The 12,727-nt window shown below is 64.3% G+C and carries 14 protein-coding genes; 1 reads left to right on the top strand and 13 read right to left on the bottom strand.

What is annotated here, in order from left to right; translation table 11 throughout:
- Positions 1 to 63 precede the first annotated feature (63 nt).
- The 13 genes from F3N42_RS13230 to F3N42_RS13170 form a co-directional block, all read right to left on the bottom strand.
- Positions 64 to 1,299: a tail fiber domain-containing protein gene (locus F3N42_RS13230; protein ID WP_191621414.1), complete on the bottom strand. Its 1,236-nt coding sequence runs from the start codon at positions 1,297 to 1,299 to the stop codon at positions 64 to 66.
- A 91-nt stretch (positions 1,300 to 1,390) separates the two neighbouring features.
- Entirely contained in the window at positions 1,391 to 2,116 is a 726-nt protein-coding gene (locus F3N42_RS13225) for a VIT1/CCC1 transporter family protein (RefSeq protein ID WP_150864959.1), read from the bottom strand.
- A 15-nt stretch (positions 2,117 to 2,131) separates the two neighbouring features.
- Positions 2,132 to 4,018 carry a gamma-glutamyltransferase family protein gene (locus tag F3N42_RS13220; RefSeq protein ID WP_150864958.1) on the bottom strand — a complete coding sequence of 629 codons (1,887 nt, stop codon included), beginning with the start codon at positions 4,016 to 4,018 and terminating at the stop codon, positions 2,132 to 2,134.
- A 78-nt stretch (positions 4,019 to 4,096) separates the two neighbouring features.
- A complete protein-coding gene (locus F3N42_RS13215; RefSeq protein ID WP_150864957.1) occupies positions 4,097 to 5,803 on the bottom strand; it encodes a Na(+)/H(+) antiporter subunit D in 1,707 nt (568 codons plus the stop codon).
- Positions 5,790 to 6,047 (bottom strand): hypothetical protein, encoded by a 258-nt coding sequence (locus F3N42_RS13210; protein WP_150864956.1) that lies wholly within the window; start codon positions 6,045 to 6,047, stop codon positions 5,790 to 5,792. Before F3N42_RS13210 ends, F3N42_RS13215 begins: the two co-directional genes overlap by 14 nt.
- Entirely contained in the window at positions 6,044 to 7,534 is a 1,491-nt protein-coding gene (locus tag F3N42_RS13205) for a monovalent cation/H+ antiporter subunit D family protein (protein ID WP_150864955.1), read from the bottom strand. The genes F3N42_RS13210 and F3N42_RS13205 overlap by 4 nt, the downstream gene beginning before the upstream one ends.
- A complete protein-coding gene (locus tag F3N42_RS13200) occupies positions 7,531 to 8,985 on the bottom strand; it encodes a monovalent cation/H+ antiporter subunit D family protein (RefSeq protein WP_224784928.1) in 1,455 nt (484 codons plus the stop codon). Before F3N42_RS13200 ends, F3N42_RS13205 begins: the two co-directional genes overlap by 4 nt.
- A gap of 55 nt (positions 8,986 to 9,040) precedes the next feature.
- Positions 9,041 to 9,394: a cation:proton antiporter subunit C gene (locus F3N42_RS13195; protein WP_191621413.1), complete on the bottom strand. Its 354-nt coding sequence runs from the start codon at positions 9,392 to 9,394 to the stop codon at positions 9,041 to 9,043.
- A complete protein-coding gene (locus F3N42_RS13190) occupies positions 9,394 to 9,828 on the bottom strand; it encodes a Na(+)/H(+) antiporter subunit B (protein ID WP_150864952.1) in 435 nt (144 codons plus the stop codon). The genes F3N42_RS13195 and F3N42_RS13190 overlap by 1 nt, the downstream gene beginning before the upstream one ends.
- Positions 9,828 to 10,367, bottom strand: coding sequence for a DUF4040 domain-containing protein (locus F3N42_RS13185; protein WP_224784926.1), 540 nt, complete (start codon positions 10,365 to 10,367; stop codon positions 9,828 to 9,830). The genes F3N42_RS13190 and F3N42_RS13185 overlap by 1 nt, the downstream gene beginning before the upstream one ends.
- 11 nt (positions 10,368 to 10,378) lie before the next feature.
- The gene (gene mnhG / locus F3N42_RS13180) at positions 10,379 to 10,726 is read right to left on the bottom strand and encodes a monovalent cation/H(+) antiporter subunit G (RefSeq protein ID WP_150864950.1); all 348 of its coding nucleotides are present in this window, start codon (positions 10,724 to 10,726) and stop codon (positions 10,379 to 10,381) included.
- The gene (locus F3N42_RS13175; RefSeq protein WP_150864949.1) at positions 10,723 to 11,010 is read right to left on the bottom strand and encodes a monovalent cation/H+ antiporter complex subunit F; all 288 of its coding nucleotides are present in this window, start codon (positions 11,008 to 11,010) and stop codon (positions 10,723 to 10,725) included. The genes mnhG and F3N42_RS13175 overlap by 4 nt, the downstream gene beginning before the upstream one ends.
- The gene (locus tag F3N42_RS13170) at positions 11,010 to 11,519 is read right to left on the bottom strand and encodes a Na+/H+ antiporter subunit E (RefSeq protein ID WP_150864948.1); all 510 of its coding nucleotides are present in this window, start codon (positions 11,517 to 11,519) and stop codon (positions 11,010 to 11,012) included. Before F3N42_RS13170 ends, F3N42_RS13175 begins: the two co-directional genes overlap by 1 nt.
- Positions 11,520 to 11,663: 144 nt before the next feature.
- On the opposite strand from F3N42_RS13170, the gene metA reads away from it, so the two are divergent.
- Complete coding sequence (metA, locus tag F3N42_RS13165; protein ID WP_150864947.1) at positions 11,664 to 12,725, top strand: homoserine O-succinyltransferase MetA; 1,062 nt, start codon at positions 11,664 to 11,666, stop codon at positions 12,723 to 12,725.
- Positions 12,726 to 12,727: the final 2 nt, after the last annotated feature.

Below are 12,727 nucleotides of genomic sequence, written 5' to 3'. Positions count from 1 at the left end.
TCACCCATGATACGAATGGGCGCAGAAAAGGGAAATGGGCGCGCAAGAATTGCAGTGCGGGCATCATCGTTGCGACAGCGCCCGGCCCGTCGCCGGCAGGCTGTCGCGAAGCGTGGCCACCAACACCTTGAGGGCATCCAGCTCGGCGCGGATATCGGCGTTTTCCCGTTCCAGCTTCTGGTTGAGCGCCTGCAAAGCCGCCATGTTGACCCCGGCCATGTCACGCGCCGAAATGCGCGTCTCGCCGCTGGCCAGGCCGAACGCGGCATGGAAGTCCTGCGCCATCGGGCCGATGTGGCGCTGGTCGACTGTCTCGTTGTCGTACGACCACTCGGACACCGGTACCTGAGCCAGCTTCGCCAGCACGGTATCGCCGTCCAGCGGCACAATGGCGTGCTTGCGGTTTCGGTCCGACACTTCCGTCAGCGAGCCGCCGATCTCCAGGTCGCCGGTGTCGGTGACCCGCATCACCCAGTCGCCCAGGTTGTTCTTGACCACGAAACGCAGGCCGGCACTGAACACCCATGAGTTGTTGTTGGCGGTGTTGGTCATGCGGAACTCGGGGTTGCCGTTGTTCTCGATCTCGAACAGTGTCTTGGGCCCCTGCACCGGACCGGAGTCAGACACCAGGATCATCGCCGTGCCGTCGTCGCGGGCCACGTGCAACGGCGCCAGCGGCATGGTCGTGCCGTTGCCGATGCTGGCGTATTCGTTTGGCACGAACTCGTCGGGGTCGTTAACACCGGGGACGGCCCCCAGGATGATGGTGTTCGCATAAGGAGCGGATGCCCGATGACCCAGCGCGGTGGCGAACCAGCCATCGGATCGGGCATTGTGGCCTATTGCGAGACTGTAGTCTCCAGACGAAAGGGTATCGGGGCCCAGCGCCATACCCCACCAACCGCTGGACAGGGCGTTCGGACCGATCGCGGTGCTTTGCAGTTTGGACGCCAGGGCGCCCTCGCCGAGCGCAACGCTGTAGTTGCCGGTCGCATCGGCGTCAAAGCCCAGTGCGATCCCGTGCGTACCGCCTGCCGATGCCATGTACCCGAACGCCGTCGAACGCGTGTCGGGATCGGCCATGAGGATTGTCGTGTTCACCTCCACGTCCGAAATGGCGAACAGGTCGCTCAACCCCCAGATTAACCACTCGTTGCCCGCCGAATCCGTGTCATCGAACGCCACGATTGGCGTCACGCTTGACGCGGTCAGATTGGCCGCGTTCGCCACGGCCGGCAACACGAGCGCGATGCCGAACAGGCAGGCGACCAGAATGTCCCCAGTTCGCTTCAGTCCCATCATTAAACCTCCTTTTCCGGTCAGTCATCTGGCTTGTAACTGACTCAGCAGGTTTAACGACCAGGCGAGGGAAAAACTGACACGCGCCGTATCAGCCACCGATACCGCGCAGCGCATAACCGATACCGAACGCGATACCGGCGGCCACCAGGCCGATGCCAAGGGTCTGCAATCCCTGGCGCCACCAGGAGTGCACCGACCATCGACTTTTCAGCGAGCCGATGGCGAAGAACGTCAGGCTTGAGAATGCCAGGGCCCAGTGAAAGGCATCGGCAAATCGGAAAAGATAGGGCAGCAGCGGCGCGGCGCCGAAAAGGACGAACGAGACGAAGGTGTGTAGCCCGACGCGAAGCGGCGTCTTGCCATCCGGGCCGGCGGCGTATTCCTCCTGCAGCATGACGTCGATCCAGGCTTCTCGATTGGCGGTGATACCGTCTACGACCTTATCCAGGTCACGGCCTTCGTAACCCTTGGCGGCGAAGATCTGCCGGACTTCCTCGCGCTCGCCTTCCGGGTCCGCGTCGACGTGTGATTCCTCGACCCGACGCAGGCGTTCACGATTATCGGCGCGCGTCCGCGCCCCACTGTAGGCACCGGCCGCCATGGAAAACCCGTCGCCCACGAGGTTGGCCAGGCCCAGGATCACGACGATAAACGGTGACAGGCTGGCGCCGGTCACGCCGGCGACGATCGCGAACGTGGTCACCACGCCGTCGATGCCGCCGTAAACCCACTCCTGGACGTAATTCGTTTCCGGACCGGCGGCGAGTCGCTCGCGAATCGCGCCGGGTTCGTGCGAATGATCCTGTTTGAGCATGGCGACCTGCCGTGACTACCAGCCGATACCGTAATCCTCGCCAGTATTGCCCGCCCCACCCCACATCGTGCCGTGATCGGCGTCGAACCAGATCGCGGTGATCGGGCTGTAGGTCCGTTCAACGACTTCGACGTCGTAGCCCATTTTGCCCAGGGCCTCGCGGGTGTACGGCGGCACCACGGGCATCACCTCGATACGGCCCGGTTGCGCGTCGTGGGCGCCGAAGGAACTCTGCATCTGGTAGCTGGTGATGTTCGGCGCTTCGGCGGCCTGCTGCACGTTCATGTCGAACTCGACCATGTTGAGAAAGAACTGCAGCAGGTTCTGGTCCTGGCTGTCGCCGCCCTGCACGGAAAAGGCCATTAGCGGCTTGCCGTCCTTCAATGCCAGGCTTGGGGTGAGCGTGGCGCGCGGGCGCTGGCCCGGCTGGACCACGTTGAACGGGTTCAGGCGCTTGTCCAGCACGAAGCTCTGCATGCGCTGGCTCAGGCCGATGCCAGTGTTACCGGCCACGAAGGCCGGAATCCAGCCACCGCTGGGGGTAATCGAGACCACCCAGCCTTCCGCATCAGCCGCCTGGATGGACGTGGTACCCGCGTAGAAACCTTCGTCGTGGCTCATCTGCATGGCCTGCTGGAAGCCGTCCGTACCCTCGGCCTCGGCCCTCGGCGGGATCGGGTTCCAGGCCTGGCGCAGGTCTTCGAAGGGGTTCTTGCCACCCTGGTACGGGTACGGGTCGCCGGGCGTCAGGTCGGTCAGGTTATGGTCGGCCGGCATCAGCTTGCGGCGCTCGGCGGCGTAGTCCTTGCTGAGCAGGCCGGCAATGGGCTCTTCCGGCGGCACGTACGGGTCGCCGTAGTAAAAGTCGCGGTCGGCGAAGGACAGATTCATCGCCTGGTAGAGGGTGTGGATGTAGCGCGCGGAGTTGTAACCCATGCCCTTCAGGTCCAGCGGCTCCAGCAGGTTCAGCGCCTGCAGCATCACCGGGCCCTGCACCCAGGTGGTCAGCTTGTAGACATCAATGCCCTTGTAGTTGGTGGTGACGGGCTCCTCCAGGTAGACCTGCCACTGGTCCAGGTCCTCCATCGTCATCAGGCCGCCGTGCTCACGGCTGGCGGTGACGATGGCCTGGGCGATATCACCGCGGTAGAAACGGTCATAAGCTGCGTAGATGGCGGCCTTGCGGTCACGGCCCTCGGCCAGGGCCTCGGCCTCGGTGTCGACCAGCTTCTGCAGCGTGGCCAGCAAGTCCTGCTGGCGGAAGATTTCACCACCCGCCGGGGCGGCGCGCTGGTCCGGGTTGTCCGGGTCGCGGTGCGGCAGGAACAGTTCGGTTGAACTCGGCCAACGCTCCAGGATTTCTCGACGGCGCTCGATGTTATCGGCGTTCGAGGTCTCGATGGGGTAGCCCGCCGCCAGTTCCATGGCTGGCTGCAAAACCTCGGCCAGGCTCAGCGTGCCGTACTCGGCCAGCATGGTCATCAGGCCACCTGGCGTGCCCGGTGTGACGGCCGCCAGCGGGCCATACTCGGGTGGATAGACCATGCCCTGGTCGGTGAAATACTCCGGGGTCGCGCCGGAGGGTGCCACGCCCAGCGCGTTCACACCGATCACCTTACCGGTGTTGGGGTTATAGATCAGCGCCTGGGTCTCGCCACCCCAGCTGAGCACGTCCCACATGGTGGCGGTGGCCGCCAGCATGGCGCAGGCCGCGTCGACTGCATTGCCGCCGCGCGTGAAGGTCATGGCACCGGCGGTCGCGCCCAGCGGCTTGCCGGTCACGGCCATCCAGTGCTTGCCGTGCAGCACGGGCTTGCTCGTTGACTGTGCGTGAGTGGCCGGGGCGGCAATCAGGAAGACCATCGCGGCGATCACCGCGCGAGAGGCAGGACCAGGTTTCATACGTGACTCCGTGTCGGGTTATCGCCCCAATATAACCCAGAGGAGCCGGCCCGGCGCATTGGGCGCCGGGCACGGAGATCAGTTCAGGCGGGTGCCCAGGATGCCGGCGACCAGCATGACCGCCAGGAACACACCCACCCACATCACCATGCTGCCGGTGGGCCAGTTGCGCGTCAGCGCGACCTGCAGGTTGTTGCGGGTGGCGCGGAAAATCGGCCGCTTCAGCATCGCGGAACCGGCGCCGCCCAGCAGGCCGCCGACCGCGCTGCAGGCCGCCACCACGCCGCGGCCCAGACGCGGCAGGCCCTTGCGCCACAGCCACTCGACATCGATGTTGGTCGAGCGCAGTTCCGGCGGATACATGCCGCGCATGTTCAGCCACACGAAGGCCAGCGCCGAGAAGAACAGCAACTGCAGCTGGGTCAGCACGTGTGTCATGTCGTACGGCGTGTACTCATAGTCGTACGGCAGCAGGTTGTACAGCAGCGACGGGAAGCTGCCGATGGCGATACAGGCCACGGCCGCGATGCCCATGGCGACCAGCATGTTCACCGGCGGCTCGGTCGTGCGGATGCCCGAATCATGCGCGAAGAAGGCGAAGTACGGGATCTTGATGCCCGCGTGGTGGAACACGCCGGCCGAGGCAAACAGCATGGCCAGCCAGACGTACTCGTAACCTTCGTACATCAACGCCGACATCACCATGGACTTGCTGACGAATCCATTGAACAACGGGAAGGCCGAGATCGACGCTGCGCCGATACAGCACAGCGTGGCCGTAATCGGCATCGATTTGTACAGGCCGCCCAGGTCGGAACCGTTCATGCGCCCGGTCATCAGCAGCACCGCGCCCATGGCCATCATCAGCAGGCCCTTGAACAGCACGTCGTTGAAGGCATGCGCCACCGCGCCGTTCAGCGCCAGTGTCGTGCCGATACCCACGCCGACCACCATGAAGCCCAGCTGGTTGATCATCGAGTAGGCCAGCACCCGGCGCAGGTCGTTCTCGATCACGGCAAAGAAGATCGGGAAGCAGGCCATGGTCATGCCCACGTAGATCAGCGCCTCGGTACCCGGGAAGCCCCGCGCCAGCGCGTACACCGCCGCCTTGGTGGTGAACATGCACAGGAACACCGTGCCGGTGGGCGTGGAGGCCGGGTAACCGTCGGTCAGCCAGTTGTGCAGGAACGGGAAGCCGGCCTTGACGCCGAAAGCCAGCAGGATCAGCCAGCCGGCCGTGGAACTGGTGCCAATCTCGTTAAAGGCAAAGCTACCGGTGGCGAGACCATGCCACATCAACCCGACCAGCAGCAGCAGGCCGGAGACCACCTGGAACATCAGGTAACGGATGCCGGTGCCCACAGAACGCTCATCGCGGGACGCCCAGATCAGGAAGGCCGAGCTCAGGCCCATGGCCTCCCAGAACATGAACAGCGTGACCAGGTCGCCAGCAAATACCGCGCCCACGGCGCTGCCCGCGTACAACAGCGCGGCCACGTGCTGCATCGTGTCCTTCACGTGCAGGGCGTAGATCACGCCGATCAGCGCGGCGATATGGAACAGGTAACCAAACAGCAGGCTCAGCTTGTCGACGCGGTAGGGCTCCAGGTCCAGGCCCATGAACTGCAACTGCACAGCCACGCCCGGCTCGACACCCAGCAGGTGCAGCCCACCCAGCACCGGCGCTGCCAGCATAATGACGGCACGCAGCCAGCCACGCGTGAACAGCGCCAGGACCGCAGCGCAGTACAGCGGGACAAAAGCGGGAATATCAGGGCTCCACATCGTAATAATCTTCGTCTCGCATCAGGAACTTGCGCATCCAGGTGGCAATCCAGACCAGCACGACACAGGCCACGAAGCCGAACAGCGCATAAAACGCCGGAATCTTCTCAATGGCAAACATGATGTGGCGGTGCACGAAAAAGTCGACCACGACCAGGATCGCGCAGGCCACGTACAGGCTGACGCGGATCAGTCGCTGGTTTTTCGGCTGGTCCAGCCAGTCGGTGCTGTGTTCATCGCTCATGGGGTGACTCCCGGTACGATCATGGCCGCCAGCTCATACAGCGGTCCGGGGAAGAAGAACAGGACGATACAACCCAGGCTGGTGAAGGCCATAGCCAGCAGGCAGGCCAGCGGCGCCTCACCGCCACCGTGGTGATCGTCGTCATGGCCGCCGGCCGGTGCGGTGCGAAAATACGCGCGCATCGGGATCGACAGCAGGTAAAAAATATTCAGCAGCGAACTGACCATCAGGATGCCCAGCAGCACCCAGTGATGGGTCTCGATGGTCGCCAGCGCCAGGAACCATTTGCTCCACATGCCGGCCAACGGCGGCAGGCCGATAATGCTCAGCGCGCCGATGGTGAACGCCGCGAAGGTCCACGGCATGCGCTTGCCCAGGCCGTCCAGCTGGCTGACCTCGGTCTTGTGCGCCGCCACCATGATGGCGCCGGCCGCGAAGAACAGCGTGATCTTGCCAAAAGCGTGCGTGGCGATATGCATGGCGCCGCCGATGATGCCCAGCTGCGTGACCAGCAACGCGCCCAGCACGATATAGCCCAGCTGGCTGACGGTCGAATACGCCAGCCGCGCCTTCAGGTTGTCCTTGGTCATCGCCACCAGGGATGCCAGCAGGATGGTCGCGCCGGCCACGTACAGCAGCCACTCGTTGGCGCCCGCACCGGTAATGGTGTCCAGCCCGAATAGGTAAACAGTCACCTTCAACACCGTGAACACGCCCGCCTTGACCACCGCCACGGCGTGCAGCAGCGCGCTCACCGGGGTGGGCGCCACCATGGCCGCTGGCAGCCAGCGATGGAACGGCATCAATGCGGCCTTGCCGATACCGAAAGCGAACAGCGCGTACAGCACGGCGATCAGCCAGGCCGGTGTGTCACCGGAAAATACGCCGCCTTGCTGGAAGTCCAGGTTGCCGGTCACAGAGTACGTCCAGATGATCGCCAGCAGCTGGAACACGATGGACGTGGAAATCAGGATACCCAGGTAGACGCGGCCGCCCTTCTTCGCCGCGTCGGTGCCGGCATGCGTCACCAGCGGATAGGTCGACACCGTCAGCGCCTCGTAGAACAGGAACAGCGTGAACATGTTGTCCGAAAACGCCACGCCCATGGTGCAGGCGATGGCGATGGCGAAGCAGGTGTAGAAGCGGGTCTGGTTTTTCTCGTGGTGGCCGCGCATGTAGCCGATGGCGTACACCGAGGTGACGATCCACAGCAGCGAGCCGATCAGCGCGAACAGCATGCCCAGCGGCTCCACCGACAGCGCGATGGGTATGCCGGGCAGGGTTTCGACCAGCACCAGCCGCGGTACTTCGCCGGCCATGACCACGGGCCACAGCGACGCCACGATGCACAGCAGCACCACGCCGGTGACCAGCGTGACGGCCTCGCGCAGGTTCGGCCAGCGGCCGGTCAGGGCCACACCAACGGCGCCGACCAGCGGCACCACGATGGCCAGCCACAAGGCGGTCACGGGTTCGATGCCGGTCATGGCGCCACCCCCAGCAGGGCCTCGGCGGCACGCGCGGCGACCTGGGCCGAGAAGCGCGTATCAATGCCAAACCAGATATTCGCCAGCACCAGCACCCACACGGGAATCAGCAGCGACAGCGGCGCCTCGCGCACATCCGCACGGCTCTCCGGCAGGTCGCGGAACCAGGCCACCTCGATCACCTTCCACACGTACATCACCGCCAGCAGCGAGGTCAGCAGCATGATCACCGCCAGCCACCACCAGCCCTGCTCCAGGGCCGCGGAAACCAGGTACCACTTGCTGATGAAGCCGGCCGTCAGCGGCACGCCGACCAGGCTCAGGCCGCCGATGGCAAACGCCATGATGGTCCAGGGCATGACTTTCGCCAGGCCGGACATGTCCCGAATGCGCGTGGAGCCGATGCGGTAGGCCACCGCGCCCAGGGCCAGGAACAGCGCACCCTTCATCAGCGCGTGATTGAAAATATGGGTGATGGCCGCGGTCAGGCCCAGCACGGTGCCAAAGGAGATGCCGATGGCCATGTAGCCCAGCTGCGCGACACTGGAGTAGGCCAGCAGCCGCTTGGCGTCAAGCTGGTTCACCGCCATCAGCGACGTGGCGATCACGCCGATGATCGACAGCACCAGCAGGATGGGCTGCAGCGGCATCTCGCGCAGGCTGAACTCGACCCCGAAGACCGTGAACAGCACACGGATCATCACGTACACCGCCACCTTGGTGGAGGTCGCGGCGATAAAGGCGCTCACGGCAGAAGGCGCGTAGGTGTAAGCGTTGGGCAGCCACAGGTGCAGCGGGAACAGCGCCAGTTTCAGCGCCACACCGGCCACCATGAAGGCGAACGCCGTGTGCACCACCCGTACTTCTTCCAGCGCCGGCAGGCGCGCGGACAGGTCGGCAATGTTCAGCGTACCCGTCACCGAGTACAGCAGGCCCACGCCGATCAGGAAGAACGTGGCGCCGATGGTGCCCATGATCAGGTACTGGTAGGCCGCGGTCAGCGCGCGGCGGTCGCGGCCCAGCGCGATCAGCGCGTAGCTGGACAGCGACGAGATCTCCAGGAACACGAACATGTTGAAGATATCGCCGGTGGCGGTAATGCCCAGCAGGCCGGTGTAGGTGAGCAGGTACAGGCAGAAGAACAGCGACGTCAGCCGTTCCGGAACCTCGCTGCGCGCGCTCGGGCCCGCGAACGGCGTGACCACCGCGCCGATGGCGGCGACCACGAACAGCACGAAGGCATTCAGCGTGTCGATGCGGAATTCGATGCCCCACGGTGGCGCCCAGCCACCCATCTGGTAACTGATGGCACCCGTGTCCAGCACACCGCGGAGCAGGCACCAGGCCATCGCCAGCACCGCCCACGACACCGCCGATGACAGCAGCCACGGCAGCCGGCCATTGGGCAGCATCGCCACCACGGGCGCCGCCAACAGCGGGACAACAATCATTAATGCCGGAAATTGTTCCATGTTTCTCGTTCTGTTTTCTCGCAGCCGGCCGGGATCAGAAATCCTGGTCCTGGACGTGGATTTCTTCTTCTTCGATGGTGCCGTAGGCCTCGCGGATGCGAATGACCAGCGCCAGCGCCAGTGCCGTGGTGGCCACGCCGACCACGATCGCCGTCAGGATCAGCACATGCGGCAGCGGGTTGGCGTACAGCGTGATGCCGTCTTCCAGGATCGGCGGCGCACCGCCGGTGACGTAACCGAAGCTGATAAACATGATGAACACGGAGGTCTGGAAAATGTTCAGGCCGACGATTTTCTTCACCAGGTTGCCGCGGTTGATCACGGTGAACAGCCCGGCCATCATCAGGAAGATGACGATCCAGTAGTTGTAGTGCCCCAGGAAATCCATCAGCCCTGCCCTCCCCGCTCACGACGACCGCCGACGGCGAAGAAAATCAGCACCAGGGTGGAGGCCACGGTAATGCCCACGCCCAGTTCGATGGCCAGGATGCCGTAGTGCTGGCCATGGGCGGGATGCGCCGGGGACAGCGTGTTGTAATCCAGGAAATTGCCGCCCAGCAGCATGTTGACCACACCGGTGCCGCCGTAGACCAGCACACCCAGCGCGGACAGGGTCTTGAGGACGCCCACCGGCGCCACGTCGCGGGCATGCTCCAGGCCAAACACCAGGGCGTAGAGAATGAACGCCGCGGCCACGATCACGCCGGCCTGGAATCCGCCACCCGGGCCGAAATCGCCGTGGAACTGCACGTACAGGCCAAACAGCATGATCAACGGCAGGTTGAACTTGGTGATGACCCTGAGTATCTGGTGGTGCTGCATTACGGCTGCGCCTCCTTTTCCTCGTCTTCGTCCTCGCGCCGGCGGCGTCCGCGCGACAGCAGGACCAGTACGCCCATGCCGGCGGTGAAGACCACCACGGTCTCACCAAAGGTGTCGAAGCCCCTGTAGCTGGCCAGCACCGAGGTCACCACGTTGGGTACGCCGATTTCCTCGCCCGATTCCTGCAGGTAGCGGTCGGCCACGTGGGTATGCACCGGGTTGTCGGCCTTGCCAAACGTGGGGATGTCGAAGGTGCCGTAAACCAGGAATGCGCCGGTCACGGTGACCATCGCCAGCGGCAGCCAGGGCTTGTGCGCCGGCCGCCGCTCGTGGCGCGAGGTCATCACCAGTGTGGCCAGCATCAGCACCGTTGAAATGCCGGCACCAACCACGGCCTCGGTAAAGGCCACGTCCGGCGCGGCCAGGGCGACGAACAGCGCCGCCGACACCAGGCTGTAAATGCCGAACAGCATCACCACGGCAAACAGGTCGCGCAGCCGGATCACGGCCACGGCGACGATCACCAGGAACGCCAGCAACAGGATATCGATTAACGGTTCGATGACGGCGTCTCCTTGAAATCGTCCATCGCGACGTCATCCGCGAGTTTGGGTTCGACCCCACCATGGCGGGCCGCCTTGGCCAGCGCATGGGTCGCGGTGGGGCTGGTCATCCACAGGAACACCAGGATGAAGGCCAGCTTGACCAGTGCCAGTGTCCAGCCGGCCAGGAAGGCCAGGCCCAGCAGCACCAGCAACGCGCCGATGGTGTCGGTGATGCCGGCCGAATGCATGCGCGAGTAGACATCCGGAAACCGCAGCACGCCGATGGCGCCCACCAGGCAGAAAAACGCGCCCAGGAACACCAGCGTGTAGGCGACGATCTCGACGATACTCATGTCTCGTCCTCCCCGTTCTCGGTGGCCAGCGCCGTCTCGCCGCCGTATTCGAAGAACCGCAGCACGGCGATCACGCCGATGAAGTTGATCAGCGCGTAAGCCAGGGCAATGTCGAGGACATCATGGCGACCGGTGATGAACGCCAGCAGCGCCAGCAGCAACACCGTCTTGGTGCCGAACATGTTCACGGCCAGGATACGGTCATACACCGTCGGCCCCTTCAGCGCACGGATCAGCACCAGGCCCATGACGACCAGGATGGCCACCGCCGCACCGACCAGCATCAGCGGTCGCCCCCGGGGCGGGGAGAAGTATTCTGTGGCTGCTCTTTCGGCTCCGGCACGGCCTTGTCCATACCGCCGCTGACGGCATCACGGGCCACGTCCGGGTGCAGCGCGTGCACGGTAATGGCGTGTTCTTTCAGTTCCAGGCTGACGGTGCCCGGCGTCAAGGTGATCGAGTTGGCGTGGATCACCAGCCCCAGGTCACTGTGCTGGCTGGCCGGCGCATCGAACACCACCGGCTTGACCGCGTCGGCCCCACCGAACACGCGCCGCGTGGTATCGATACTGGACTTGACGATCTCCTTCACCAGCCACAGCCAGTAGCCCGGCAGGCGACCGACCAGCGCGAACGGGTAACTTTCACCATCGACCACGTGCATGCGATTGGCAATCCAGACAACGAAGGCAATCGAGATCACACCAAAGGCCAGTATCAGTGCCTCGGTATGGCCCGACAAGGCGAACCACAGCACGGCGAGCGCCAGCGACAGCAATAGGGACTGTTTCATCGTTTCACCGGTTTGGATGCCGGGGTGGTGACCCCGCCGCGGGATTTGTTAAACATATTGTGAACCTGACGGGCGGCCTGCGATTATCACCGATGGCCCGACGGAATTCCAGACACGGCCACCGCCTTGCGGTACGCTTCGCGCATGCCGATCGTCGCCCATAACAAGCTGCCCGCCTTCGCCGACCTGCAACGCCAGGGTCACGACCTGCTGGACGTGGACCATGCCATCCACCAGGACATCCGTGAGCTGCATATCGGCTTCCTGAACATGATGCCCGACGCCGCACTGCGCGCCACTGAACGCCAGTTCATCCGCCTGGTCGGTGCCTGCAACCGCATCGTGCAGTTCTACATCTACCCGTTTTCCCTGCCCGGCCTGGAGCGTGGTGAGAAGGCGCAGGCCTATATCGACGAGCACTACGCGCGCTTCGACGACCTGCGCGAAGCCGGCCTGGACGCACTGATCATCACCGGCGCCAACGTCGCCAACCCGTCACTGGACCAGGAACCGTTCTGGGAGCCACTGGTCGAGGTGGTCGACTGGGCGCGGGACAACGTCACCTCGATCATGTGCTCCTGCCTGGCCACACACGCCCTGCTCAAGCGCCTGCACGGCATTGAGCGCGTGCCGTTGCCCGCCAAGAAGTGGGGCGTCTATCCACACCGCGTAACCAACAAGCACCACCCCTTGCTGCGCGAGGTGAACACCCGGTTCGATGCGCCGCACTCGCGCTTCAACGATATCTCCCGCGCGCAGCTTGAAGACAGCGGGCTGTCGGTACTGGCCGAAAGCGTTGAGGGTGGCGTCCTGCTGGCCGCCAGCCCGGACCAGTTCCGGGTGATCTACTTCCAGGGCCACCCGGAATACGACGCCTGCTCATTGCTGCGCGAGTACAAACGCGAAGTGGTCCGCCACGCCAATGGCGAACGCGTCGACCCGCCACCGCTGCCGGAGCACTACTTCACCGCCGAGACTTTGCCCATGGCCCGCGAACTGGCCGCCGCAGCCGGCGACCCTGACCGCGTTGCCGAAATGGTGGCGGCGCTCGAACCCCTGGTGGACAACACCTGGGGTGACACCGCCAAGGCCATCTTCAACAACTGGCTGGGCCTGGTTTACCGCGTCACTCACGTCGACCGGCACAAGGTGTTTATGGATGGCGTCGACCCTGATGACCCGCTCGGAGTTTTGGGGTCAGAGTAAAG

This window comes from Marinihelvus fidelis (assembly GCF_008725655.1).
GTDB lineage: Bacteria > Pseudomonadota > Gammaproteobacteria > Xanthomonadales > SZUA-36 > Marinihelvus > Marinihelvus fidelis.
Note: the sequence above shows the minus strand (reverse complement) of the source record. Positions and strands in the feature narration are given on the sequence as shown.